Raw genomic sequence first — 24,726 nt, 5'->3', positions numbered from 1 at the left:
TGTTCGATACTGAAGAGACAACAGACACCATCAACATCTGTTTTTACGACAATGTCCCTTCTTCTTTCAATGGACGGATAGTCCATTGAATAATTGTTTCTTATACAATAAAGGCCTGTCAACAAAATTGTTTTGTCAACAGGCTAAATACATATTTATTTTACAGGAACATATTCTTTTTTTATAAATTCTTTACTGTAACGATTACTTGTTAAATCTTGAATTGTATCAAAGAAAGACAAATCATCAATATAAAGACGATAAGTGACTTGTTCATCGTATTCTTTATTTATACAATCAATGTCATTTACTTTTAATAGATGCTCAAATTTTTTAGTAAAACTATAATCAAGAGAAACATCATAGACATTGATTAAATGTTTTTCAACAATATTAGCTTCTTTTAAAGCATCAGCCACAGCTTGACTATAGGCGCGTGTTAAACCTCCAGCTCCTAATTTAATGCCTCCAAAATATCTTGTAACAATTGCAATGATATTACTGAGTTCTTGTTTTTTTAAAACATTGAGCATTGGAAGACCTGCAGTACCTGATGGTTCTCCATCATCATTGGCTCTTTCTTTTGTACCTACAAGATAGGCAATACAATTATGTGTAGCATCTTTATATTTTTCTTTATAATAATCAATAGTTTCATTGATTTTTTCTTCATCATTTAAAGGAATGAGCGTACAAATAAACTCTGATTTTTTAATGACTAATGTGTGTTCAGTTATTTTTTCAATAGATTTCATTTTTTCACCTTCCGACTTTTATGATAACATAAAACTTTAAAAATAATCCATAATTTGTTATATTATATGAGGAAGAGGTGGAGAGTATGGAAAAAATTGCTATATTAGCGGATAGTGGATGTCAAATTCCTGTAGATTCAAGAGAAAATGAAGGAATATTTATTGCACCACTAACAATCACTATGGAAGGTAAAAGTTATTTAGATGATATTGAAATTCATAGTATAGATGTTTTTAAACGTATGGAAAAAGACGATATTATGGTGATGACTTCTCAACCATCAACAGGTTCACTGCAAGAAGCAGTTCAAAAAATCAAAGATCAAGGATATAGTCATGTTATTGGTTTACCTATCGCTACAGGACTTTCTTCAACCATGAATGGAATGAAGCTTGCGTGTGATATGTTAGAAATGCCAGTAACATTAGTGGATACAAAAGGAACAGCGAGTAATCAAAAATATCTTGTAGAAGTTGCAGCAAAACTTGCTCGTGAGGGAAAATCACCAGAAGAAATAAAAGATATTCTAGAAAAACTTGTAGAAGATTCAGCAACGATTATTATGGTTCCTAATTTAGAGCATTTAAAAAAGGGAGGACGTATTACTCCTGCTGTTGCAGCGTTAGCCGGACTTTTAAAAATTGTACCAATTATGAAATTAAACTATAGTTTAGGTGGTAAAATTGATAGTTTTGGTAAAGTAAGAACGACTAAAAAAGCAAATTTAAAAATTATTGATCACATGGTCAATGAATGTAAGGTTAACAATAAGAATTATGTTTTTGCAATCGAACATGTTTTAAGTGAAGAACTAGCATTAGAAATGAAACAAAAATTGATTGAACAAATTGGAGAATGTGAAATACTTGTAAGAGAATTACCAGCTGTAGTTGGAGCTCATATGGGTATTGGTGGTATTGGTTATCAATATATTAGAAAATACGAAGAGTAATAAGGAGAAAAAGATGACACAAAGAGTAGATACGATAGAAACAGTTGTTGATGTTTTTAATATTGCGATGGATATACAGGAATTATATTTAAAACAAGGACCTTTTAAACAACTTTCGATGTCTGAAATGCATGTTTTAGAAGCTGTTGATAAAGAATCAAGTCCCTCAATGTCAGCTGTTGCGAATCATTTGAATGTAACACTTGGAACTCTTACGACAGCTGTTAAAAAAATTGTAGAAAAAGGTTTTCTTATTAAAGAAAAATCTACTCAAGATCAACGTATTTATTACTTAAGATTAACAGATCAAGGGAAAGAAGCTTTGAAAGTTCATGAACAATTTCATCATGAATTAGATTCTATTTATAGAAATCGTATTCCTGATGAAAGAGTAGAATGGGTTTTTTCAACATTAAGTGATATTTATAAAGATCTCGTTGTTTATCGAAATGAATTATTAAGAAGAAAAGATCAAAATAAGTAAAGTCAACATTACAAGTTGACTTTTTTGATGTTATAAAAAGATCGAATCATAAAATTCTATACATAATGAAAAGGAAATATCATAGCTTATAATAGGTGATAGAATGCTTTGTATACAAAAAAATAGAATTTTAATTAAACATTATCAGTTGATTATTACATTAGAATCAACGATTTTTGAATGTAAAATGAATCAACAAATTATTTCAATAAAAGGAAAAAATATTGAAATACGTTACTATAGTCAAGATGAAATTATGTTAATGGGTGAGTTTACATCAATTATATTTTCATGAATTTAGGCTATGATTATATTGTTATTGAAACAAATGATATTGTTTCATTTTTAAAAGAAACCAAAAAACATCAGCTCACACTTTTTCATTTACATCAACTTGATACATTACGTTATTCATTTTACGTTCCTATTTATCAAAGATATATCACATCTTCTATGCATTTACCTATTCAAAAAAGTATAGGCATACTTCATTATTTATTTCTTATCTTTAAATTTCCACAAATCATTTTTACACTTGCTTTTATAAGCACACTTTTTATTTTACCACATTATATTTATGACTATAAAATAACAGGCTCTCTTTCTATCGTGAACAATCAACTTCAAAAAGACCTCAATAAACAAATACAAATGATGCATCCTAAATTGACTTATCCTCAAATAAATAAACTTTATGATCATTTAAAAAGAAAATATCAAAGCAAAATTGATTATTTAAATGTTTATCAAAAGGGAAGTGTTTTACATGTTGAATATACACCCGCTAGTCATAATCAAAAGACGGTCTTAAAATATCAAGATTATATCGCTAAAAAAGATGGGGTTATTCGTCAATTGGATGTCAAACAAGGAAATGTTTTAGTTAAAGTGAATCAGTATGTAAAAAAAGGAGATGTTTTGATTTCACATCAAATTGAAGACACGAAACAACAAATAAAAATGATTCCCACTTTAGGAAGTGTAGAAGCTTATACTTATCAATATATAGAGGCTTCGTCATCAAATGTTAAAGATAAAGATATATTTGCGTATTTGCTTTTTAAAATAAGAAGTCAATTACCAAAGGATGTAAAAATTGACAGGGAAAAAGTACTATCATATGATATAATAGAGAAGAAATATGTATTAAAGATGCAATATGTTTTTATAGAGGATATTGCAATTAGGGAGGATTCATGAAAGAAATTGTTAAGTTAGAAGCTTATAACATTGAACAACTTGTTAATTTATCTGGAGTAAAAGATGAAAATTTAGAAGTTTTAGAAGATCATTTTCAAGTTGAAATTTCTTTAAGAGGAGATGAAATGTCAATTGTTGGAAGTCAACAACAAATTGAAAAAACTAAAAAAGTCATTTATTCTTTGTTAAAACTGATTGTTTCAGGGGTTTCTATTTCAAGAAGAGATGTTATTTATGCTCAAAAACTTGTAGAAAAAGATAAGTTGGATCAATTATCTGAACTTTATCATATAAAAATAGCTAGAACATATAATGGAAAACTTATTTATCCTAAAACATTAGGACAAAAGAGTTATTATTATGCTTTAAAAAATAATGATGTGGTTTTTGGAATAGGACCTGCGGGAACAGGAAAAACTTATTTAGCTGTTGTTTTTGCAGTAGCAGCTTTAAAAAATAATGAAGTTAAAAAAATAATTTTAACAAGACCAGCTGTTGAGGCAGGAGAAAATTTGGGATTTTTACCAGGAGATTTAAAAGAAAAAGTAGATCCTTATTTACGCCCTTTATATGATGCTTTATACGATATGTTAGGTGTTGAACAAACTGAAAAGCTTATGGAAAAAGGTGTTATTGAAATTGCACCTCTTGCTTATATGAGAGGTCGTACTTTAGAAGATGCTTATGTTATTTTAGATGAAGCGCAAAATACAACAGATAATCAAATGAAAATGTTTTTAACACGTTTAGGATTCAGATCAAAAATGATTGTAACAGGAGATATTTCACAAATCGATTTACCAAGAAATACAACTTCTGGACTTATTCGTGCATTAGATATTTTAGAAGGGGTCAAAGGGATTTCGTTTATTCATTTATCAGCGATGGATGTCGTAAGACACCCTGTTGTTCAAAGAATAATAGAAAGATACGATGGGAATAATGAATAATATATTATTAATTGAAGATGATATGTCCATCAATAAGATACTTGCCTATGAACTTAGAAAAAAAGGTTATTTAGTAGATAGTTTATATGATGGAAAAGAGGCTGTTTCGAAGATTTTAGAAAATGATTATGATCTTGTTTTGATTGATTGGATGCTTCCATATAAAGATGGTGTCTCTATTATTAAAGAAGTAAGACAAAATGATTATGTTAAACCACTTATTTTATTAACGGCACGCAGTGAACAAGAAGATATTATTAAAGGATTAGAAGCAGGGGCAGATGATTATTTAACAAAACCATTTCAATCAACAGTTTTAATAGCGCGAATTGAAGCTCATTTAAGAAGACATCATAAACATTTTTTAGATGAAATTAAATTTGAAGATGTTATGATGAATACTAAAAATCGAGAAGTGACAATTGATGATCATGTTATTGTTCTAACAAAAGTAGAATATGATTTATTAAAAATGTTTATGGAACATCCTAAAGAAGCTGTTTCTCGAGAAACTTTATTACAGTCTATATGGGGATTTCAATATGATGGAGATACACGTATTGTTGATGTTCATGTTTTTAAATTAAAAGGAAAGTTAAAAGAAAGTCGAGTTTCTTTTAAATCTGTAAGGGGAGTTGGATATAAGTTGGTGAAAAAAGATGACTAAAAGTTATTTGAAAGTTGTATTGATGGGAATTGTTGCTTTATTACTTTGTTATTTTAATAAGGCTTACAGTCTTTATATCATGCTTCTTTTTATCTTTGTATGTGCAATCAATGCTTATCAATTAGAAAGTCATTATCAACGAATGGGACGTTTTTTTCAAAGAGAAAAGGATAATGAAATAAAGGAAGTAGAAATTGAAAATAAATATCATGAAAAGATATTAAGTCAATTGATTCGATCAATGAATTTACCGATGTTATTTATTGATAAAGAAGGGAAAATAGCTTTTACCAATCAAAGTTTTAGAAAAGGCTTTGAAATACCACATTTAAAAGGAAGATATTATAAAGATATATTTGTAGGTGAGATGCTTGATTTAGTAGATCAATGCTATGTTTTTGAAAGACCGTTATCGTCGGTTGTAAAAATACAGTCGAGATATTATCAAGTAGAATCTTCACCTGTTTTTTCTGATAAAGAACATCTTATTTTTGATGGAACGATTGTTTTATTTACAGACGTTTCTAAAATGAAAGAAATTGAAGATATGCAAAAACAATTTTTGTCAGATGTTTCTCATGAACTTAAAACACCGATGTCAGCTATTATTGGAAGTGTAGAAATATTAAAAAGGGATGGTTTAGATTCACCAGAAATATTTCAAGAGTTTATGGATATCTTGTTGAAAGAAAGTTATCGTATGCAAAATATCGTTAATGATATTTTAGAATTATCACGATTAGATCAAACAAGAGTTAAATTGGATTTTAAAGAATTAGATGTCAAAGCTGTTGTTAAAGAAAGTATTGATTTATTTGATCCAATGGCTAAAGAAAAACATATTTCTCTTATTTATCATAATAAAATAGAAAAACCTGTTATTTTAGATTATTCAACGGTTAAAACAATTTTAAGTAATTTTATTTCTAATGCAATTAAATACTCTAATGATGGTGTTATTACAATTAAAACTAAAAAAGAAAATAATATGTTTGTTTTAAGTGTACAAGATGAAGGAATGGGTATACCTAAAAATAAGTTGAATTATATTTATGATCGTTTTTATCAAGTAGATAAATCAAGAAGTTCAAAGATATCAACGGGACTTGGTTTAAGTATTGTTAAAAAAATCGTCGAATTGAATCAAGGAACGATCGATGTTGAAAGTACTTTAGGGATAGGTTCGACTTTTACTGTCAAGTTGCCTATAAATCCCAAAGTTTCCCACAATGAGGATATAATTTAGACATATTTATTTTTTATGATAATAGCATCAAAAGGAGGAAATATTATGAACGAAGATAATAACAATAATTTTATATTAGTTGATGAAGATAAACCTAAAGAAAAGAAATGGAAAAAAATAGTAAAAATTTTATTAGTAGTTGCTATTGTCTGTTCCTTTGTAATGAATGGCTATGTTTTTTATAATATGATGTCATCATCGAATGATAGTACAACGACCGTTACAAATAAAGGAACTGTAAAACAAGTCAATTATGATGTTAAAACAGATACAACAAGTGTTGTAGAAAAAGCGAGTGATAGTGTTGTAGGAGTTGTTGTTTATAAAAATACAACAAATAATGCTTTTGGATTTGGTGATAATTCAAGTTCTTCGAGTGAAACACAATCTGGAAGTGGTAGTGGGGTCGTTTATGATCAAACTGGTAAATATACCTATATTATTACGAATCACCATGTTATTGATGGTGCAAACAAAGTACAAGTTGTATTTTCAAATAATGAATATGTAGATGCAGAAGTTGTAGGTAGTGATGAATATAGTGATGTCGCTATTTTAAGATGTCAACCAAGCTTTGATGTAAGTGTTATTGATTTAGGAGATTCTGATTTATTAGATAAAGGAGAAACAGTTTTAGCGATTGGTTCACCATTAGGAATTCAATATTCAGGAACTGTTACTCAAGGTATTGTTTCAGCAACAGATCGTACAGTTTCTGTTGATTTAAATGATGATAATGTTGATGATTGGGATATGAATGTTATCCAAACAGATGCAGCTATCAACCCAGGTAATAGTGGTGGAGCGCTTGTTAATATGAAAGGTGAACTTGTAGGTATTACGAACATGAAGTTCTCTGATGAAAGCGTTGAAGGTATGGGATTTGCGATTCCTATTAATGATGTTATTACAGTTGCAGAACAAATTCGTACAAATGGTAAAGTATCTCATCCAGTTATCGGTATTTCAGGTGTTTCTTTAAATGATTATTCTTCATATGAACTTCAAAGATATGGTGTTAAAGTATCTGTTGATGAAGGTATCTATGTTGTTAAAGTAACAAGTGATGGTGCTGCAAGTAAAGCTGGAATCCAACAAGGTGATGTTATTGTTAAATTAGATGGTAAAGATATTACTACTTATAAATCGTTCTTAACAGCACTTTACTCGCATAAAGCAGGAGATAAAGTAAAAGTTGTTGTTAATCGTAGTGGCACAGAAAAAACGATTGAAGTTACGCTTCAAGAAAAATAGATATTGCTTAACGCAATATCTTTTTTTATAATTAATGTAGAATGATTGAAAGAGGAATTATATGAAAATAGGTATTTTTGATTCAGGAATAGGTGGCTTATCAGTATTATATGAAGCAATGCAACTTTTACCTCATGAACAATTTATATATTATGCTGATGAAAAACATGTTCCTTATGGGGAAAAAACAAGAGAAGAGATCATTGGCTATGTAGATGAAATTATTCAATTTATGATTGATCATGATTGTAAGGCCATTGTCATTGCTTGTAATACAGCAACCAGTGCAGCAGTTGCTTTGATGAGAAAAAAATATGATATTCCTATCATTGGAATGGAACCTGCAGTAAAAAAAGCAGTTGATTTATATGGAAATCAAAAGGTATTGGTGTGTGCGACACCAATTACAGTTAAAGGTAAAAAGATGTTGGACTTGGTAGAAAGAGTTGATAAAGATCATTTAGTTGATTTGGTTGCTTTACCAAAACTTGTCCGCTTTGCTGAAAAACAAGAGTTTAATAGTGATGAAGTACTTGCTTATTTAAAAGAGGCACTTTCGAAATTTGATTTTAAAGAGTATGGTTCTCTTGTTTTAGGATGTACACATTTTAATTATTTTAAAGATAGTTTTCATCAATTATTACCGCATGTCCATTTATTAGATGGTAATAGAGGAACAATTAATTATTTAATGAAAAATATTGAATTAGAAAATTTGGAAAGTTCTGTTGAATATTATTATTCTGCTAAAAGAGTAAGCGGTGAAGAATTAAAACGTATTGAACGCTATTTAGAACGTTTAAAAAATATGAAAGATATAGGTATATAATATGGTAAAAGCAATTTTTTTTGATATCGATGGAACACTTGTCAGTTTTAAAAATCATCAGATTCCTAAATCTACATTTGATGCTTTATATAAGTTAAAAGAAAAGGGAATCAAGCTTTTTATAGCAACAGGAAGAGGAAAAGATGGATTAGATGTTTTAAATGATTTTCCTTTTGATGGTTATATTACGTTAAATGGACAATATTGTTATACAAATAATCAAATTATTTATTCAAATACAATCAAAAAAGAAGATCTACAAGCTTTATTAGATTATTTAAAAGATCATCAAGTTCCTTGTGGCTTTACAGAAGAAAATACAAAATACTTCAACTATCGTGATGAGCGTGTTGATGCAATTCATGCTATTACTCATAATGATGATCATCCTGCCGGAGATTGTAGTCATGTCATTGATAAATCGATTTATCAAATTATGTGTTTTGTTGATGAAAATGAAGAAAAAGAAATCTTAAGTCATATGCCTCATTGTATTTCAGCAAGATGGCATCCAACTTTTTGTGATATTTCACCAATAGGTGGAACAAAACAATTAGGAATTGATAAATTTTTAGAATATTATGGTCTTGATTTAAAAGATACGATGGCTTTTGGTGATGGGGGAAATGACATGCAAATGTTGCAACATGTCTCTCTTGCCGTAGCTATGGGAAATGCGGGAGATGAGTTAAAAAGCATTGCTGATTTTGTGACAAAAGATGTGGATGATGAAGGTATTGCCTATGCATTAAAACATTATGGTTTGATAGGCCTTTAAAAATAAGAAAAATTATTATATAATGAAGAAGCAATAAAATAATACTTCAGGGCAGAGTGAAATTCTCTACTGGCGGTAAACTCCGCGAGCTAAAGATGGCCGAACTGGTGAAATTCCAGTAGCAACAGTTATAGTCTGGATGAAAGAAGTGTTTTTTGTAATACTTTTATATACAAAAACGTACCTAGAAGATTATTTTAGGTGCGTTTTCTTTGTTAAAGGAGGTATATAAAATGAGTACAAAGAAAATAACAACAGTAGGGATGCTTTGTGCCATGGCAATGATCGTTAATGTATTTATTTCATTTCCAATTGTTCCAGCGGTATCTTTTTTAAGGTATGATCCCAAGGATATTTTAATTGTTATTGGCGGATTTATTTATGGACCAATGACATCATTATTAATGAGTTTTATTTGTTCGATTTTTGAAATCATGTTAAAGGGAGGCAATATTTTAGATGTCTTGATGAATATGGTTTCAACGTGTTCTTTTGCTTGTATGGCTGCTTTTGTATATAAAAAAGTACATAATCAAAAAGGAGCTATTTTAGGACTTGTTCTAGGTGTTATGTGTACAACAATATCTATGCTTATTTGGAATTATATCATTACACCTATTTATTATGGAATGCCAAGAAGTGCTATTGTACCAATGTTGCTTCCAGGAATATTACCTTTTAATTTAATTAAAGCAACGATGAATGCTGCCATTGTCTTTTTCTTATATAAACCAGTGGTTCAAATATTAAGAAGAACACATTTAGTGGAGAAATCTGATCAACAAGGAAGTGTTTATAAAGGTTATGTCTTTGTCGTAGGTGTTGTTTTAGTGACAATGATTTTATTTGTTTTAGGATATCAAGGAATTATATAGGGAGGAAATAAGATGGAATTTTTAGAAGCTAAAAAAATTATGGAACAAAAAATGGGAGATTGGAAAATTATGGCACTTGCCAGTTGCGAGGATAATTATCCGATGGTGAGAAATGTCAGTTGTCTTTTTTATAATGATAAAATCTATTTTAAGACAGATAAGAACTTTAGAAAGACACAGCAGTTGTTTAAAAATAATCGTGTTGCAATGTGTTTTAATGGAACACAAGTTGAAGGGATTGCTGTTAATAAAGGATTGGTCGTTGATGAACCAGGAAGAGTTTTTGAAAAGAAATATAAAGAGTTTTTATGGCAAAGTTATAATGCTTATTCTCACGTTGATAGTGAAATTTTAATAGAAGTGACTCCTGAGTTTGTGGAAATTTGGGATGAAGATGAAGATCGAAAGGCTTTTCAATTGTTTATTGATTTTAAAAAGAAAACAGTTGAATATAAACCTTATGACTAAAGAAATCAAATCATATGATTTGACTTCTTCTGTTGAAATGTTAAAATAATAAGCGAAAAGAAAGTCTTCAGGGCAGGGTGAAATTCCCGACCGGTGGTGATAGTCCACGAGCAGATGCAGAAAAGGTGTAATTCCTTTACCGATAGTAGAGTCTAGATGGAAGAAAGACATTTTTTTAAATAATGTTTTTAGTCATGGAGATTAGTATTTTCATGATATTTTTTATTTTAAAGGAGAATTATTATGGAAAGTACTAAGACACAAAAAATGGTTTTAGCGGCTATGCTGGCAGCTCTTGGGATGATTTTGAATTTGATTGAGATTCCTTATCCCTTTGCACCTTGGTTGAATTTGGATTTATCAGAAATTGTCGTATTGGTGGCTATTTCAACTTTAGGATTTGTTCCAGCTTTATTTGTTTGTATTTGTAAGTTTTTTGTTTCAATTTTATTTAAAGGACCTGTTGGACCAATGGCTATTGGGCAAATTGCAGCATTGATTGCATCGTTATCAATTTGTGTAACATATTCATTGCTTGCTCGAAAAATTGATCCAGAAAAGAATTTAAAGAATTATTTGTTGGATATGGTTTTAACGATGCTTGTTTTTGCTTTTATTATGTTTGTCATCAATTATTTCTTTGTGACACCTACTTATTTAATGCAAAAACCGACATGGTATACAAATCTACCTTTTGCAGTTGATATTCAAGCATTTAATCAACAATATGGTTCAAATATTTCAATTCCGAAATTTTTATCTTTTTTATCACCTTATGGACAAGCTATTTTTATTATTTATTTTCCTTTTAATTTTATTAAAGGAATTATTACAGGAACTGTTTATTATCTTGTAAGACCGGTTGAAAAAAGATTTAAAAGTAAATATATTAAAGAAGCTTAGGCTTCTTTTATTTTTTTATAGTGATTATTATGTTATAATGGCGAGGGATGGTGGGAAAATGACGTATTCAAGAGTAAAAAAATACCAAGAATTAAGAGATGGACTTAAGGAAGAAGTTGGCATTTCTAAAGAAAAGTATGTAGAACCAGTTCAAAATGATGGTGACGATGATGATTTTTTGTCATTTATGAAAAAGGATAAGGAAGAAAAAGAAGTAAATTTAGAAGATACTTTAACAGAAACTAAAACATTTGAACAAATGAGAGAAGAAGGTTCAGCTGAACTTGATAAAGCTCTTAAAAGTGCGAAAGAAAGTGTTGGTAAACAAGATCAATATAATACAAGAATGGATATTTTAAGTAAAATTAGAGAACCTGAAAAAAATACAATTAAGATAGATTCAGTTGAAAGTTATGCCACACAAGAATTTGCTAAAGGAATGTTTGTAAATAATAAAGTTAAAGAAGAGCCAAAAGAAAAAATGACTTTTATGGAAAAATTAGCTGCGATGTCACCAGAAGAAGATGTGAAAAAAGCAGAAGAATTTTTACAACAAGAATCTGAAGAAGTAGAAGAAAAACAAGCTGAAAAAATAACAGAAACGAAAGAAATCGTTGAAACGATAGAAGAAAATCCAGTAGAAGATATTGAAGAAAATGATACTTTTATTGAAGATGAAGAAGAGATTATTGAAAATAAAGGTGAAAGTAAAGTTGTTAAAGTTATGAATGTCATTATTGTTATTTTAGTCATTATTTTCATTGCTTTACTTGGAGTTATCTTATATCAAAGTTTTTTTTAACTAAGGAAGACCTTAGTTTTTTTAGGAGGGTGTTTATTTTATGAAGAAAAAAATTTCAGTTGCAATAGATGGGCCTAGTGCTGCAGGAAAAAGTACAATTGCAAAAATGGTTGCTAAAAAGGAAAATTTCATTTATATTGATACGGGTGCAATGTATCGATCTGTTGCATTTTATTGTATAAAAAATCACATTGACTTAAATGATGAACAAGCTGTTGAACAAGCAATTTCAAATATTCAAATACGTCTTACAGCTGATAATAAAGTTTATTTAAATGATGAAGATGTTAGCCTTCAAATTAGAACAGATGAAGTTTCACTTGGAGCTAGCTGTGTTTCTAAATATCAAGCGGTAAGAACATTTCTAGTTGATGAGCAAAGAAAAATGGCTGAAACTGGGAATGTTATTTTGGATGGAAGAGATATTGGAACAGTTGTTTTACCACATGCAGATTTAAAAATTTATCAAATAGCAAGTGTAGAAACACGTGCGAAGAGACGTTATTTAGAAAATAAAGAAAGAGGCTTAGAGGCTGATTTAGAAACAATCAAAAAAGAAATTGAACAAAGAGATTATCAAGATATGCATCGTGCTATTTCGCCACTTAAAAAAGCGGATGATGCAATTGAACTTGATACGTCGAATATGACGTTAGAAGAAGTTGTTGATCAAGTGTTAACTTTAATTAATAAAACAAGGGAGGAATAATATGGCAGGTGTAGTTGCAATTGTTGGTCGTGCTAATGTTGGAAAATCAACAATCTTTAACCGTATGGTTGGAGAAAGAATTTCAATTGTTGAAGATGTTGCAGGTGTAACAAGAGACCGTATCTATGCTAAAGCTTCATGGCTTACAAAAGAGTTTAGTGTAATTGATACAGGAGGTATTGAATTAGAAAATGCTTCTTTTACAACACAAATTAAAATGCAAGCAGAAATTGCAATTGAAGAAGCAGATGTTATTGTATTTGTTGTTAATGGTCGAGAAGGTATTACTAAAGAAGATGAGTATGTAGCACGTCTTTTACAAAAATCAAGAAAACCAATTATTTTAGTTGTTAATAAAATTGATGATAATCAATTTAGAGATTATATATATGAATTTTATGCATTAGGTGTTGGTGATCCTATTCCTGTTTCTGGTTCACATGGGATTGGAATTGGAGATTTATTAGATCAAATTATTAATCAATTAGATTTACAAGATGAAGAAACTAATGAAGATGAAATCAGTTTTTCAATTATTGGAAGACCAAATGTTGGTAAATCATCTCTTACAAATGCTATTTTAGGGGAAGAACGTGTTATTGTTTCTAATATTGAAGGAACAACACGTGATGCCATTGATACACCTTTTGTGAAAGATGGACAAAAATATCGTGTTGTAGATACAGCGGGAATGAGAAAAAAAGGTAAAGTTTATGAAAATATTGAAAAATATTCAATTTTAAGAGCTTTGACATCAATTGAAAAAAGTGATGTTATTCTTGTTGTTATTGATGGTGAAACAGGAATTAGAGAACAAGATAAGCATGTTGCTGGATATGCCCATGAAGCAGGTAAAGGCGTTGTCATTGTTTATAATAAGTGGGACCTAGTTGATAAAGATGAAAAAACAATGCAAAAGAAACAAAAAGAAATCTATGAACAATTTAAATATTTAGATTATGCACGTATTGTTTTTACTTCAGCTAAAACAGGTCAAAGAGTGGATCAAATTTTCCCATTAATTCAAGAATCTTATGAAAATTCAAGAAAACGAGTGCAAACGAGCGTTTTAAATGATGTTTTAGTGGATGCACAATTAATGAATCCAACAACGACATTTAATGGTGGAAGATTAAAAATCTTCTATGCTAATCAAGTAGCAGTTTGCCCACCGACATTTGTTTTATTTTCAAATGATCCACAATATTTACACTTTAGTTATAAACGTTACTTAGAAAATAGATTAAGAGAAGCATTTGGGTTTGAAGGAACACCAATTCATATCATTTGTAGAAAAAGAGACTAAGTCTCTTTTTTTAACATTTATTTATTTTTTTCATAGTATATAGTGGTGATATTATGAAAGATAAAGATTTACTTGTAGATCGTGTATCTAAAAAAACAAATGTGAAAAAAGAAGATATTTTTAAATTAGCAAACGATTTACAAAAGAAAGATTTGAATAATGAAAAAGATATGAGAGATTTTATTCAAACGGTTGCAAAAGTAACAAATCAATCTTTAGATCAAAGAAAGATTGATAAATTGATTAAAATTATGCAAAATAAAGATGTTTTAAATGATGTTGAAAAAATGATTTAAAATAGTGTTGATTTAGTTAAAGTTTTTGTTATAATGGAGAAGAACTTCATTAAAAAGTGAAAAATGTTGTTTTAGGCCATTTTTAGATTGACTTATGATGTGAGTTTCTATATAATAGATTCTGCGGTTATGGAAAGGTGATTAATATGAAGTATAGTTTGCAGTGGATTATTAAACACAAAGGAACATTTGATTTTGAAGAAGAAATAACTTTTCCATGTGAAATGTTTGAAAAGTATGCCCATATTAACGGCCTTAAAGACGTCATCGTCTCAGGTACCGGGAATCTTGATACAAGAGATAAACGATTATATGTTGATTTAAATATTAAGGGAACAATGATTCTTCCGTGTGCGTTAACGTTGGAAGATGTTGATTATCCATTTGATATCGATTCGACGGAAGTATTTTCATTTGAAAAGCCTGATCCGCTTGAAGACGTTCATGAAGCAAAGAAAGATGTTGTTGATTTTACGCCTGTCGTATTTTCAAATATCATGTTAGAAGTGCCCATGAGGGTCGTAAAAGATGATGCTAACATCAAGGAATCAGGTAAGGGTTGGAAGATACTCGATGGTCAAGAGGATAATGATGAAGAATACATTGATCCAAGGTTAGCAAAATTGAAAGATTATTTTAAACAATAGGAGGATATAAAGATGGCAGTACCATTTAGAAGAGTTTCTAGTACAAGAAGAAATAAAAGAAGAACACATGATAAATTATCTGCACCAACTTTAGTTGTATGTCCAGAATGTGGAGAATACAAAATGTCTCATAGAGTTTGTAAACATTGTGGAACTTACAAAGGTGTAAAAGTAAAATAAGAAGATCACCCAAAGGGTGATTTTTTTTTACCTTTTTTTAGTTCACAAGAAATGTGAACTTCTATATTTTATTCACATCTATTTATTGAATAAGTGATTTAAAAAGTATATAATGGTGGTATAAAGTGGTAAAAGTGAATATAAAAGTGGTAAAAAGTGGGTGATAGTGATGTTCATGGGTGAATTTAAGCATTCAATTGATGCAAAAGGACGTTTGACGATTCCATCTAAAATTAGGAATCAATGTCAAGGTTCTGTTTATGTTGCCCGTGGATTTGATGGATGCCTTGCTTTTTATACAAAAGAAGAATGGGATCCGTTTTGTGCGAAACTCCTTTCTTTACCTTCTAATAAAAAAGAAGTTCGAAAAGCAATTCGTTTTACCATTTCAAGTGCATGTGAGTGCGAATTTGATAAATTAGGAAGAATTAACATTCCTACAAATTTACGCACTTTAGCACACTTAGAAAAAGAATGTGTCATTATTGGGGCAGGAAACCATGGTGAAATATGGTCACAAGAAAAATGGAATCAATACTATAATGACAATCAAGATAGTTATGATGATATTTTAGAATCTTTAGATGATTTTAGTTTATAGGAGGATTTTGAATGTTCAACCATGTTACAGTTTTATTAAATGAAGCAGTTGAAGGATTGAATGTCAAACCAGATGGTATCTATGTAGACTGTACACTTGGAGGAGCTGGTCATTCAAGTTTGATTTTAAAACAGTTAACAACCGGCCATTTATATTGTTTTGATCAAGATATTCATGCGATTGAAGCTGCAAGAGAAAGGTTGGAGAAAATTGGTAATCAATTTACAATTATCCAATCCAATTTTAAGAATTTAAAAAGTGAACTCCATCTTCGTGGTGTAGAACATGTAGATGGAATTTTATTTGATTTGGGTGTTTCATCACCTCAATTTGATGATGGGGCTCGAGGTTTTAGTTATAACTATGATGCTCGATTAGATATGAGAATGAACCAAGAGGCATCTTTGGATGCACATTATATTGTTAATCATTATAGTTATGAACAACTTGTAGAAATTTTATATAAATATGCGGATGAAAAATTTGCAAAACAAATTGCTCGAAAAATTGAAAAGGAAAGAGAAATACATCCTATTGATACAACTTTTCAACTTGTAGATATTATTAAAGAAGCAATTCCTGCTTATGCTAGAAGAAAAGGCGGACATCCAGCAAAACGTACTTTTCAAGCACTTCGAATTGCGGTTAATGATGAATTAAATGTTTTTGATATTGCTTTAAAAGATGCATTGGATCTTTTAAATTTAAATGGAAGAATCTCGGTTATTACTTTCCATAGTTTAGAAGATAAAATATGTAAATATACATTTAATGAAGTTTCAAAATTAAAAGATGTTCCTAAAGGATTACCAGTTATTCCTTTAGAAATGCAACCTAAATTTAAATTGGTTAATAGAAAACCGATTATAGCATCGGATGATGAATTGACTCATAATCATCGTGCACATTCAGCTAAATTGAGAGTTATAGAGAGGGTTATTTTATGAAAAAGAGAAAGACAGGATTTGAATCTTTTGCACAAGTGTTTTTAATTGTAACAATTGTTGTTTTTGTTTTTGGAATTATTATGGTTAAATCAGTTGAATCTTCATATAATAGAACCATTCAAAAATTACAAAATGAAATAGACACACTTGAATCAGATATAGATAGTTTACAAATGCAAAAACAAGAATTAGTTTCATTCAATCGTGTTGCTGAAGTTGCAACTTCTAAAGGATATACTTATCAAAATGATGCAACAGCATCAACAACAGGAGTTCAGCAATAATGAAAAAATACAAAAGTGCAAAGATAACGGGTATTATTTTTGCAGTTCTTATTTTTTCATTGGTAGTTAATATTTTATACTTGGGGGCAACGGGAAAACACTTGATCAGTAAAGAGAACATTGCCTCTTTTGCGAAAAATAGAAGTAAGAAAGAAGTTGTTGAATATGCTCAAAGAGGGCAAATTTATACAAGTGACCATGAAAAAGTAGCTGTTAATGTTAAAAAGTATAAAATTATTTTGGTACTTTCATCTCAAAGAACAGGCTATGGTAAAAATCTTGCTTATGTTAAAGATGTTAATAAAACAGCTAGTCAACTAGGTCCTATTTTAGGAATAGATGTCAATGAATTAACATCTAAATTACAAACAGCAAAGGATGAAGGACGTTATCAAATTGAACTTGGGACAAAAGGAAATAATTTATCAGCGTCAGTAAAAAAACAAATAGAAGATTGTAATCTTACGGGAATAGAGTTTGTAGAGTCTAATTCGAGATATTATCCATTGGGTGATTTTTGTAGCTATGTTGTAGGGTATGCAAAAAGTTATAATGATCAAAGTGTTAAGAAAATGGTTGGAGAAATGGGACTTGAACTTTCTTATGATAAACAATTAAAAGGTAAAAATGGTTATAAGGTTTATCAAACAGACGCTAATGGATATGCTTTAGTAGATGGAACTTTAAGAGAGAAAGATCCAACCAATGGAAATGATCTTTATTTAACGATTGATAGTGGTCTTCAAAGAAATTTAGATTATTTGATGTCTAATGCTTATAGTGAAAGTGGTGCTGAAGTTGTGACTGCTGGAGTGATGGAAATTAAAACAGGAAAGATTCTAGCAATGTCAACCTATCCATCTTTTAATCCTAATGAAAGAAATATATCAACATTCAATAATTATTTTTTAGAAGGAACAATTGAATGTGGATCTGTTTTTAAACCATTTATTTATGCTGATTCTATTGAAGAAGGTAAATATGATCATAATGCTTATTATAATTCAGGAAGTTATAATGTTTATTATGGAAATAAATTAGTAGCCACAATTAAAGATCATAATGGTGGTCAAGGTTGGGGTACAATTACTTATGATCAAGGATTGTATCATTCAAGTAACGTAGCTATTTGTAATTTATTGGATCAAGGTTATGTTACAAAAGATGTTTTAACAGAGAAATTAAATGATTTAGGCTTTTTCCAAGGTGATACAATGGATGGACTTACATGTTCATCATCAATCAATGCTTATACAAGAAAAAATGCTGGAAGACTTGAATATTTAACGACAGGATTTGGTCAAGGTTCTACGGTCACTCCTTATCAACTTTTAAAAGCATATAGTGTTTTTGGAAATGATGGGAAAACGGTTCAACCACATATTGTAGATAAAGTTGTCAATCCTGAAACAAATAAAGTTGTCTATCAAGCAACACCGAAATATTCAAAACAAATCTTTTCAACAAATACAATCAGTCAAGTAAAAGATTTAATGTTAGGTGTTATTGAAGATGAACAAGGTACAGGGAAGATTTATCGTTTAGATAATGATGTTCGTATGATTGGTAAAACAGGGACAGGACAAGTTGTTGAAAATGGTGGTTATAGTACAACTTTATATATGCATTCATTTGTAGGGATTGCTCCTTATGATGATCCTCAAGTCGTGATGTTTTTAACTTTTAAATCAGGAGATTCATATGCTCAATATATGCCAAATATTGTTAAACAAACAATGAATGAAGCACTTCAAGTAGTAAATCGCTATAATGCTAAAAATACGACAGCAGTTGATCAAAGCTGTACTTTAGATTCCTATACAAATCAATCTGTTAATTATGTAAAATCTAAATTAGAATCAAAATCATTAAGTGTTCAAATCATCGGTAATGGAAGTTCTGTTATTGAACAATATCCACTTGCTAAAAGCAAAGTGACAAGTGGTGATAAAGTATTTATCAAAACAGAAGGAAAAGATATAACACTTCCTAATTTAATAGGATGGTCTAAAAAAGAAGTACAAACTTATGCTTCACTTGCTGGTATTCAATTAACGATTGATGGCACAAGTGGACATGTAACTGCTCAAAGTGTTGGCGAGAATACAGTTGTTCATAGCGGTGATAGTTTAACAGTAGCAATATCTTAAAAGAGGAATGATTCCTCTTTTTTTTCATAGTTTATAATGGTGAGATTTATGTTGTTTCAACAATCTGTTAATAAGATCAAAATCATTAAAATGTGTATTTATCTCATTGTTTTAGCGCTTATTTTTAAAGTGGGGTATATTCAAATCATTGATCGTAAAAATATTTATGATAAAGCATTAGAATCTTGGCAAAGGTCTTTTCCTGTACAAGCTAATAGAGGGAAAATATATGATCGAAGTGAAAATGTACTGGCAACAGATCTTACAACTGCTTCTTTGGTTGTTGTACCGAGTCAAATAAAGGATCAAGCAACAACAGCTTTAGAATTAAGTAAAATTTTAAATTTAGATGTCAATGTTTTAAAAGAAAAATTAAATAAAAAGGTGTCGATTCAAAGAATTTCTCCAGAAGGAAGACAACTTGATAATCAAGTTGCAAGTAAAATACAAAGATTGCATTTATCAGGTGTTTATTTGATTAAAGATACAAAAAGATATTATCCGGGAAATAATTATTTAAGTCATTGTTTAGGTTTTGTTGGAATTGATAATCAAGGATTATTAGGATTGGAGTTAGAATATGATTCGTTTTTAAAAGGAAAAAACGGTTCGATTGATTATTATATGGATGCTAAAAGTCATAATTTAAAAATGTATCCAAGTCATTATACGTATAGTCAAAGTGGAATGAATATCACTTTGACCATAGATAAAAGAGTTCAAGATGTCATTGAAAGAGAATTATCAAATGCTTATGATACGTATCATCCAGATGGTATTTGGGCACTAGCGATGAATCCTAAAAATGGAGAGATTTTAGGAATCGCCAGTTATCCTAACTTTAATCCTAATGATTATCAAAATGAGGATAAAGATATTTATAATCAAAATATTCCTATTTGGAAAACTTATGAACCAGGATCAACCTTTAAAATCATAACTTTTTCAAGTGCTTTAAATGAAAATTTATTTGATATGGATAAAGATACTTATTATGATAAAGGGTATGAATATGTTTCAGGCGCAAGAATCAAATCATGGAAAAAAGGAGGGCATGGCTTGCAGACTTTTAGAGAAGTTTTACAAAATTCATCCAATCCAGGATTTGTAGAAATTGGTAGGAGATTAGGGAAAAAGAGATTGTATCAATATGTTCAAGATTTTGGCTTAACTGAAAAAACGGGAATTGATTTACCTGGAGAATCATGTGGGATTATGTTTGATTATAAAAACTTTCATGAACTTGAACAAGCGACCGTTGCTTTTGGACAAGGTATATCTGTAACGCCCTTACAATTGGTAACTGCTATTTGTGCTTGTGTCAATGGTGGCTATTTGTTACAACCGCATATTTTAAAAGAAATCAGTAACAGTTCAAATAATGAAATTGTTGAACAAGTTAAAAAGAAAGTAAAAAGACAGGTTATTAAAGAAGAAACATCTAAAAAAGTAAGAGATGCGCTAGAAAGTGTCGTGACTGATGGTGGAGGTAGAAATGCTTATATAGATGGTTATCGTATTGGTGGTAAAACAGGAACGGCGCAAAAGGCGGTTAATGGAAGCTATGTTGGAAGTGGTTATATTCTCTCTTTTGTTGGCGTTGCTCCTATTGATGATCCACAAATTGTTTTGTATGTAGCAATGGATAATCCTAAAAACTGTATTCAATATGGTGGAACAACAGTTGCTCCTATCGCTAGAAAGATGTTTGTTGATATTTTACCTGCTTTAAATGTCAAAAAGGTAAAATCTCAAAGACAAAAATCATATTCTATAATGGATAAAAGAACAATCAAAGTAGAAAATTATATTGGTAAAAAAAGAAGTGAAGTTCAAAATATTTCTTTACGCTTTACTTTTGTTGGTAAAGGAAATAAGGTCATTGATCAATTGCCAAGAAAAGGTGAGTATGTTGAAGAAGGAGATACGATTGTTATTATGTTAGGGGAATAATATGTTTTGAGATTTGTAGATTCATATCATAATATGGGATATAATTTAAATATAAAATAACAAGTGTAAAGGAATTTAGGTGATAGTAATGAATTATGATAAATTTCCAAAAATAAATATAAGTGGATATGAAAATGAAGCTTGTATAGGCAAAACAGAAATAAAAAATATTTAGAAAATCTAGGACAAGAAGAAAATTATTGTTTAACTGTAGATTGTTATCCTGGCGTCGATGACGAAATCTTTGATTTAATTAAAGAAATTTGTAAACCTGATTTCGTGATTAAAAGTGAAGATGTATTTTATGAAAAAGATGAGCTTAATAAAATGATGACCCCTTTTTTAACAGAAGATCGTGTAAGAGGAGTCATTTATTATGGAAAGATGGATGATTTTATTGATGATATAAAATTGGCTCAATATCAATCACTTGCTAGTCATAAAGGTAGAGTTTTGGTTTATGGTGTTGGAGCGAGTTACATTCATAAAGGTGATACTTTGATTTATTGTGATCTTGCTCGTTGGGAAATTCAATTGAGATATCGAAAAGGTATGCCTAATTTTAAACAAGATAATGATGATGAAGATGTTTTAAAGAAGATAAAGAGAAGTTTCTTTATTGAATGGAGAATTGCTGATAAGCATAAAATGGATATTTTTGAAAATATTGATTATTTTCTTGATAGTAATCAAGAAGGAAACCCTAAAATTGTTACTGGAAATGCCTTAAGAAGTGCATTAAAAAAGACAACTCAACGACCATTTAGACTTGTTCCTTACTTTGATCCAGGAGTTTGGGGTGGACAATGGATGAAAAAGAATTGTAGCCTTGATGAAAAACAAAATAACTATGCTTGGAGTTTTGATGGTGTTCCAGAAGAAAATAGTCTTTATTTTAGATTTGGAGATACACGTATAGAAATTCCAGTGATGGATTAGGTTTTGTATCAACCAGTAGAGTTGTTAGGAATGAAAAATTATTGTCGCTTTGGTGCTGAATTTCCTATTCGTTTTGATTTTCTAGATACAATTGATGGAGAAAATTTAAGTTTACAAGTGCATCCTTTAACTGAATATATTAAATCTCATTTTGGAATGACTTATACTCAAGATGAAAGTTATTATATATTAGATTGTAAAGATGATGGTGGTGTCTATTTAGGTTTAAAAGAAGGTATTGATAAAAATCAAATATTAACAGATTTAAAATGTGCTCAAGAAGGTCGTATTTCATTTAATGCTGAAAAGTATGTCAATAAGTTTCATGCTAAAAAACATGATCATTTCTTAATACCTGCAGGAACAATTCCTTGTTCTTCTAAGAATTGTATGGTTTTAGAAATTAGTGTTACACCTTATATTTTTACTTTTAAATTATGGAATTGGGATCGTCTAGTGTTAGATGGTTTACCTAGACCGATTCATATAGAAGATGGTGAAAAAAATATTCAATGGAATAGAACAACATCTTGGGTTAAAGATAATTTAGTAAATCATGTTGAAGTGATTCATGATGGAGATGATTATCTTGAAGAAAGAATAGGCTTGCATGAATTAGAATTTATAGAAACACGTCGTTTTACAAGTAATCATCAAACAGACCATGGATTTAATATGTTAAATTTAGTTGAAGGGCAAACAGCACTTGTTGAAAGTCCTAAAAATGAATTTGAACCTTATACAGTACATTATGCAGAAATATTTACTGTTCCTGCAAATGTTAAAGAATATACAATTAGACCTTTAAATGATGAAATAATAAAAGTTATTAAAGCATATGTTAGAAATTAAGCGGGCAAAAGTCCGCTTTTATATTGCTTTTATTATCGAATATCGATATAATGAGATTGAAATATTTATCGATATTCGATAAAAGAGGTGAGAAAATGGCGAGAAAAGAATTTGAAACATTAACTCCACAAATGTTTTATATTTTACTTTCATTATATGAGCCTTTATGTGGTTTAGAAATTATGGAAAAAGTAAATGAAATGACGGAAGGTGATGTTAGCATTGGTGCTGGAACACTTTATGCATTGTTGCCACGTTTTGAAAATATAGGATATATTCAATTATTAAAAGAAGAAAATAAAAGAAAAATATACATAATTACTCAAAAAGGAAAAGAAAGACTTGAATTAGAAAAGGAAAAGATGCAAAAACAAATTATTTTGTTTATGAAAAAGGATTATGAAGATGAAATATAAGTATACATTTTTAAAAAATAGATTGTTTTATGATGAAATATTAATTCCTTATCTAGATAAAATGTCTAAAAAAGGATGGAATCTTGTATCAGTTAATTCATTTTTTAAGTTTGAAAAATCCTCACAAGTTTATAAATATCAAGTTGATTATAATCCATTAACGGATGACTATTTAGAAACTTTAGACCATTTAGGATATGAACATGTTTGTTGTATGCAAGATATGCATATTTATCGAAATGTTAATTTAGATGCGGAAGATTTATCAAGTGATGAAGATGTTTTATGTGAGGCAAAATTAAAAATGTTTAAACCATGGGCAATTGCTATGTGCATTCTTGCGGCTATGATCTTTTATGGTTTTACAAGTTTCTTTTCTTGGTTGTACCGTTTTTCTTGGGGTTCGATATTTTTAAATTTAAATGTTTGTTTTAGTTTGTTTCTTATTTATGTAGGCTGTTTTTTATGGCTATTTGCAGCATTGTTTATTTATTTAAAGAGACGTGCTTTAAAGAAAAGAACATATTCTTATCAAAAGTTTAAATATTTAGATGGGTTTGTTCGCATTGTTATAGATATTTTAGCTATTTTGATGATTGGAATGTTATTTGTCTTGAAAATGAATAACTTAAGTTCACTTTTAAGCTTTTCGGGTTATTTTATATTAATTACATTATTTGCGACAATTATTAATACAAAAATTCCTTTAATTAAAAATCCAATCAAAAAGAAAATAGCAGTGATTGTTTCTGTTGCTGTTTTTGTAGGAGTCTACTTTTTGTATAATGAAATTGATTTTTCGAAATTAGATAAACAAGAAATGACGATCACTTTGCCAAAAAATAAAAGGATAGATGAAAATAATTCAAATTTACTTGTTGATACGACAACTTTTATTCAAAAAATCGGTAAAGATAAAGATGATGGAGAAGCAATTTATTCTTTTGAAGGTTATTATCAATGTTTAAATACTTTTGTTTCAAAAAATATTTTTAAAGAATTGGTTCTTGAACGTGAAAGACAAACAAGAATGCCAAGTGATAAAGAGATTGACCAAATCGTTGAAGAAAAGGGTTCATGGCGTAGCGATGAAATTGGGTATAATACGTATCAAAATGTTTTAAAGAAATTTAAAAAAAGAAAATCAATGTATTTTGATCAAGTTGTTGAAATTGGTCATTATCAATTAGGAATCAAAGGTAAAAAAGTGTTAGTTGTATATGATGAAGATATTGATGATTTTTATCATCATTACATAAACTTTATACAAAAATAATGGAAT

Annotated in this window: 29 protein-coding genes and 2 riboswitches; of the genes, 28 read left to right on the top strand and 1 reads right to left on the bottom strand. The window is 29.5% G+C overall.

From position 1 onward, the window contains the following. Positions 1–155 precede the first annotated feature (155 nt). Positions 156–755, bottom strand: coding sequence for a YigZ family protein (locus LJD32_RS01010; protein ID WP_227391444.1), 600 nt, complete (start codon positions 753–755; stop codon positions 156–158). 86 nt (positions 756–841) lie between these two features. Between LJD32_RS01010 and LJD32_RS01005 the strand changes: the two genes are divergently transcribed. The 28 genes from LJD32_RS01005 (at position 842) to LJD32_RS00870 (ending at position 24,720) form a co-directional block, all read left to right on the top strand. Next, positions 842–1,708 carry a DegV family protein gene (locus LJD32_RS01005; protein WP_227391445.1) on the top strand — a complete coding sequence of 289 codons (867 nt, stop codon included), beginning with the start codon at positions 842–844 and terminating at the stop codon, positions 1,706–1,708. A 13-nt stretch (positions 1,709–1,721) separates the two neighbouring features. Continuing rightward, positions 1,722–2,192 carry a MarR family winged helix-turn-helix transcriptional regulator gene (locus tag LJD32_RS01000; protein WP_175301590.1) on the top strand — a complete coding sequence of 157 codons (471 nt, stop codon included), beginning with the start codon at positions 1,722–1,724 and terminating at the stop codon, positions 2,190–2,192. A 103-nt stretch (positions 2,193–2,295) separates the two neighbouring features. After that, on the top strand, positions 2,296–2,487 hold the full coding sequence (locus LJD32_RS00995; RefSeq protein WP_022002966.1) for a YabP/YqfC family sporulation protein: 192 nt from the start codon (positions 2,296–2,298) through the stop codon (positions 2,485–2,487). After that, a complete protein-coding gene (locus LJD32_RS00990; protein WP_227391446.1) occupies positions 2,484–3,392 on the top strand; it encodes a sporulation protein YqfD in 909 nt (302 codons plus the stop codon). The genes LJD32_RS00995 and LJD32_RS00990 overlap by 4 nt, the downstream gene beginning before the upstream one ends. After that, positions 3,389–4,342, top strand: a complete 954-nt coding sequence (locus LJD32_RS00985; protein ID WP_022002964.1) for a PhoH family protein — start codon at positions 3,389–3,391, stop codon at positions 4,340–4,342. Before LJD32_RS00990 ends, LJD32_RS00985 begins: the two co-directional genes overlap by 4 nt. Then, positions 4,335–5,009, top strand: a complete 675-nt coding sequence (locus LJD32_RS00980; RefSeq protein ID WP_119364352.1) for a response regulator transcription factor — start codon at positions 4,335–4,337, stop codon at positions 5,007–5,009. The genes LJD32_RS00985 and LJD32_RS00980 overlap by 8 nt, the downstream gene beginning before the upstream one ends. Continuing rightward, a complete protein-coding gene (locus LJD32_RS00975; RefSeq protein ID WP_227391449.1) occupies positions 5,002–6,255 on the top strand; it encodes a sensor histidine kinase in 1,254 nt (417 codons plus the stop codon). The genes LJD32_RS00980 and LJD32_RS00975 overlap by 8 nt, the downstream gene beginning before the upstream one ends. 45 nt (positions 6,256–6,300) lie before the next feature. Beyond that, complete coding sequence (locus LJD32_RS00970) at positions 6,301–7,509, top strand: S1C family serine protease (RefSeq protein ID WP_052010913.1); 1,209 nt, start codon at positions 6,301–6,303, stop codon at positions 7,507–7,509. A gap of 61 nt (positions 7,510–7,570) precedes the next feature. Further along, complete coding sequence (gene murI / locus LJD32_RS00965) at positions 7,571–8,338, top strand: glutamate racemase (protein ID WP_022002960.1); 768 nt, start codon at positions 7,571–7,573, stop codon at positions 8,336–8,338. 1 nt (position 8,339) lies between these two features. Continuing rightward, on the top strand, positions 8,340–9,116 hold the full coding sequence (locus LJD32_RS00960; protein WP_227391450.1) for a Cof-type HAD-IIB family hydrolase: 777 nt from the start codon (positions 8,340–8,342) through the stop codon (positions 9,114–9,116). Between the two features lie 38 nt (positions 9,117–9,154). Next, positions 9,155–9,271, top strand: a riboswitch (FMN riboswitch). A 78-nt stretch (positions 9,272–9,349) separates the two neighbouring features. Then, on the top strand, positions 9,350–9,991 hold the full coding sequence (locus LJD32_RS00955; RefSeq protein WP_227391451.1) for an ECF transporter S component: 642 nt from the start codon (positions 9,350–9,352) through the stop codon (positions 9,989–9,991). A gap of 12 nt (positions 9,992–10,003) precedes the next feature. Continuing rightward, a complete protein-coding gene (locus LJD32_RS00950; protein WP_175301588.1) occupies positions 10,004–10,459 on the top strand; it encodes a pyridoxamine 5'-phosphate oxidase family protein in 456 nt (151 codons plus the stop codon). A gap of 59 nt (positions 10,460–10,518) precedes the next feature. Beyond that, a riboswitch (FMN riboswitch) is annotated at positions 10,519–10,632 on the top strand. Positions 10,633–10,702: 70 nt separating this feature from the next. Then, positions 10,703–11,362: a Gx transporter family protein gene (locus LJD32_RS00945; protein ID WP_227391452.1), complete on the top strand. Its 660-nt coding sequence runs from the start codon at positions 10,703–10,705 to the stop codon at positions 11,360–11,362. Positions 11,363–11,420: 58 nt separating this feature from the next. Then, positions 11,421–12,164 (top strand): hypothetical protein, encoded by a 744-nt coding sequence (locus LJD32_RS00940; protein ID WP_227391453.1) that lies wholly within the window; start codon positions 11,421–11,423, stop codon positions 12,162–12,164. A gap of 40 nt (positions 12,165–12,204) precedes the next feature. After that, on the top strand, positions 12,205–12,873 hold the full coding sequence (cmk, locus tag LJD32_RS00935; RefSeq protein ID WP_032090564.1) for a (d)CMP kinase: 669 nt from the start codon (positions 12,205–12,207) through the stop codon (positions 12,871–12,873). 1 nt (position 12,874) lies between these two features. Further along, complete coding sequence (gene der / locus LJD32_RS00930; protein WP_022002953.1) at positions 12,875–14,179, top strand: ribosome biogenesis GTPase Der; 1,305 nt, start codon at positions 12,875–12,877, stop codon at positions 14,177–14,179. 53 nt (positions 14,180–14,232) lie between these two features. Beyond that, positions 14,233–14,475 carry a stage VI sporulation protein F gene (locus LJD32_RS00925; RefSeq protein WP_117346626.1) on the top strand — a complete coding sequence of 81 codons (243 nt, stop codon included), beginning with the start codon at positions 14,233–14,235 and terminating at the stop codon, positions 14,473–14,475. A 146-nt stretch (positions 14,476–14,621) separates the two neighbouring features. Beyond that, positions 14,622–15,122, top strand: coding sequence for a YceD family protein (locus tag LJD32_RS00920; protein WP_022002951.1), 501 nt, complete (start codon positions 14,622–14,624; stop codon positions 15,120–15,122). Positions 15,123–15,134: 12 nt separating this feature from the next. Continuing rightward, entirely contained in the window at positions 15,135–15,302 is a 168-nt protein-coding gene (gene rpmF, locus LJD32_RS00915) for a 50S ribosomal protein L32 (RefSeq protein ID WP_022002950.1), read from the top strand. Between the two features lie 175 nt (positions 15,303–15,477). Beyond that, positions 15,478–15,903 carry a division/cell wall cluster transcriptional repressor MraZ gene (gene mraZ, locus LJD32_RS00910; RefSeq protein WP_022002949.1) on the top strand — a complete coding sequence of 142 codons (426 nt, stop codon included), beginning with the start codon at positions 15,478–15,480 and terminating at the stop codon, positions 15,901–15,903. 11 nt (positions 15,904–15,914) lie between these two features. Next, a complete protein-coding gene (gene rsmH / locus LJD32_RS00905; RefSeq protein ID WP_117480204.1) occupies positions 15,915–16,850 on the top strand; it encodes a 16S rRNA (cytosine(1402)-N(4))-methyltransferase RsmH in 936 nt (311 codons plus the stop codon). Further along, positions 16,847–17,134, top strand: a complete 288-nt coding sequence (locus LJD32_RS00900) for a hypothetical protein (RefSeq protein WP_119363717.1) — start codon at positions 16,847–16,849, stop codon at positions 17,132–17,134. The genes rsmH and LJD32_RS00900 overlap by 4 nt, the downstream gene beginning before the upstream one ends. Next, positions 17,134–19,284 carry a penicillin-binding protein gene (locus tag LJD32_RS00895; RefSeq protein WP_227391454.1) on the top strand — a complete coding sequence of 717 codons (2,151 nt, stop codon included), beginning with the start codon at positions 17,134–17,136 and terminating at the stop codon, positions 19,282–19,284. The genes LJD32_RS00900 and LJD32_RS00895 overlap by 1 nt, the downstream gene beginning before the upstream one ends. A gap of 48 nt (positions 19,285–19,332) precedes the next feature. Beyond that, positions 19,333–21,237: a penicillin-binding transpeptidase domain-containing protein gene (locus tag LJD32_RS00890; protein ID WP_032090539.1), complete on the top strand. Its 1,905-nt coding sequence runs from the start codon at positions 19,333–19,335 to the stop codon at positions 21,235–21,237. A 141-nt stretch (positions 21,238–21,378) separates the two neighbouring features. Next, on the top strand, positions 21,379–22,176 hold the full coding sequence (locus tag LJD32_RS00885) for a hypothetical protein (protein WP_227391455.1): 798 nt from the start codon (positions 21,379–21,381) through the stop codon (positions 22,174–22,176). Between the two features lie 30 nt (positions 22,177–22,206). Next, entirely contained in the window at positions 22,207–23,028 is an 822-nt protein-coding gene (locus LJD32_RS00880) for a class I mannose-6-phosphate isomerase (RefSeq protein ID WP_227391456.1), read from the top strand. 95 nt (positions 23,029–23,123) lie between these two features. Next, positions 23,124–23,444, top strand: coding sequence for a PadR family transcriptional regulator (locus LJD32_RS00875; protein ID WP_227391457.1), 321 nt, complete (start codon positions 23,124–23,126; stop codon positions 23,442–23,444). Continuing rightward, positions 23,434–24,720: a DUF2812 domain-containing protein gene (locus LJD32_RS00870; RefSeq protein WP_227391458.1), complete on the top strand. Its 1,287-nt coding sequence runs from the start codon at positions 23,434–23,436 to the stop codon at positions 24,718–24,720. Before LJD32_RS00875 ends, LJD32_RS00870 begins: the two co-directional genes overlap by 11 nt. Positions 24,721–24,726: the final 6 nt, after the last annotated feature.

This window comes from Faecalibacillus sp. TM498 (assembly GCF_020589955.1).
GTDB lineage: Bacteria > Bacillota_I > Bacilli_A > Erysipelotrichales > Coprobacillaceae > Faecalibacillus > Faecalibacillus intestinalis.
Note: the sequence above shows the minus strand (reverse complement) of the source record. Positions and strands in the feature narration are given on the sequence as shown.

What these genes read in the sequence shown, in the direction of transcription:
- LJD32_RS01010 (WP_227391444.1), bottom strand. Translation starts at nt 755, where the DNA reads ATGAAATCTATTGAAAAAATAACTGAACACACATTAGTCATTAAAAAA.
- LJD32_RS01005 (WP_227391445.1), top strand. Translation starts at nt 842, where the DNA reads ATGGAAAAAATTGCTATATTAGCGGATAGTGGATGTCAAATTCCTGTA.
- LJD32_RS01000 (WP_175301590.1), top strand. Translation starts at nt 1,722, where the DNA reads ATGACACAAAGAGTAGATACGATAGAAACAGTTGTTGATGTTTTTAAT.
- LJD32_RS00995 (WP_022002966.1), top strand. Translation starts at nt 2,296, where the DNA reads ATGCTTTGTATACAAAAAAATAGAATTTTAATTAAACATTATCAGTTG.
- LJD32_RS00990 (WP_227391446.1), top strand. Translation starts at nt 2,484, where the DNA reads ATGAATTTAGGCTATGATTATATTGTTATTGAAACAAATGATATTGTT.
- LJD32_RS00985 (WP_022002964.1), top strand. Translation starts at nt 3,389, where the DNA reads ATGAAAGAAATTGTTAAGTTAGAAGCTTATAACATTGAACAACTTGTT.
- LJD32_RS00980 (WP_119364352.1), top strand. Translation starts at nt 4,335, where the DNA reads ATGAATAATATATTATTAATTGAAGATGATATGTCCATCAATAAGATA.
- LJD32_RS00975 (WP_227391449.1), top strand. Translation starts at nt 5,002, where the DNA reads ATGACTAAAAGTTATTTGAAAGTTGTATTGATGGGAATTGTTGCTTTA.
- LJD32_RS00970 (WP_052010913.1), top strand. Translation starts at nt 6,301, where the DNA reads ATGAACGAAGATAATAACAATAATTTTATATTAGTTGATGAAGATAAA.
- murI (WP_022002960.1), top strand. Translation starts at nt 7,571, where the DNA reads ATGAAAATAGGTATTTTTGATTCAGGAATAGGTGGCTTATCAGTATTA.
- LJD32_RS00960 (WP_227391450.1), top strand. Translation starts at nt 8,340, where the DNA reads ATGGTAAAAGCAATTTTTTTTGATATCGATGGAACACTTGTCAGTTTT.
- LJD32_RS00955 (WP_227391451.1), top strand. Translation starts at nt 9,350, where the DNA reads ATGAGTACAAAGAAAATAACAACAGTAGGGATGCTTTGTGCCATGGCA.
- LJD32_RS00950 (WP_175301588.1), top strand. Translation starts at nt 10,004, where the DNA reads ATGGAATTTTTAGAAGCTAAAAAAATTATGGAACAAAAAATGGGAGAT.
- LJD32_RS00945 (WP_227391452.1), top strand. Translation starts at nt 10,703, where the DNA reads ATGGAAAGTACTAAGACACAAAAAATGGTTTTAGCGGCTATGCTGGCA.
- LJD32_RS00940 (WP_227391453.1), top strand. Translation starts at nt 11,421, where the DNA reads ATGACGTATTCAAGAGTAAAAAAATACCAAGAATTAAGAGATGGACTT.
- cmk (WP_032090564.1), top strand. Translation starts at nt 12,205, where the DNA reads ATGAAGAAAAAAATTTCAGTTGCAATAGATGGGCCTAGTGCTGCAGGA.
- der (WP_022002953.1), top strand. Translation starts at nt 12,875, where the DNA reads ATGGCAGGTGTAGTTGCAATTGTTGGTCGTGCTAATGTTGGAAAATCA.
- LJD32_RS00925 (WP_117346626.1), top strand. Translation starts at nt 14,233, where the DNA reads ATGAAAGATAAAGATTTACTTGTAGATCGTGTATCTAAAAAAACAAAT.
- LJD32_RS00920 (WP_022002951.1), top strand. Translation starts at nt 14,622, where the DNA reads ATGAAGTATAGTTTGCAGTGGATTATTAAACACAAAGGAACATTTGAT.
- rpmF (WP_022002950.1), top strand. Translation starts at nt 15,135, where the DNA reads ATGGCAGTACCATTTAGAAGAGTTTCTAGTACAAGAAGAAATAAAAGA.
- mraZ (WP_022002949.1), top strand. Translation starts at nt 15,478, where the DNA reads ATGGGTGAATTTAAGCATTCAATTGATGCAAAAGGACGTTTGACGATT.
- rsmH (WP_117480204.1), top strand. Translation starts at nt 15,915, where the DNA reads ATGTTCAACCATGTTACAGTTTTATTAAATGAAGCAGTTGAAGGATTG.
- LJD32_RS00900 (WP_119363717.1), top strand. Translation starts at nt 16,847, where the DNA reads ATGAAAAAGAGAAAGACAGGATTTGAATCTTTTGCACAAGTGTTTTTA.
- LJD32_RS00895 (WP_227391454.1), top strand. Translation starts at nt 17,134, where the DNA reads ATGAAAAAATACAAAAGTGCAAAGATAACGGGTATTATTTTTGCAGTT.
- LJD32_RS00890 (WP_032090539.1), top strand. Translation starts at nt 19,333, where the DNA reads ATGTTGTTTCAACAATCTGTTAATAAGATCAAAATCATTAAAATGTGT.
- LJD32_RS00880 (WP_227391456.1), top strand. Translation starts at nt 22,207, where the DNA reads ATGAAAAATTATTGTCGCTTTGGTGCTGAATTTCCTATTCGTTTTGAT.
- LJD32_RS00875 (WP_227391457.1), top strand. Translation starts at nt 23,124, where the DNA reads ATGGCGAGAAAAGAATTTGAAACATTAACTCCACAAATGTTTTATATT.
- LJD32_RS00870 (WP_227391458.1), top strand. Translation starts at nt 23,434, where the DNA reads ATGAAATATAAGTATACATTTTTAAAAAATAGATTGTTTTATGATGAA.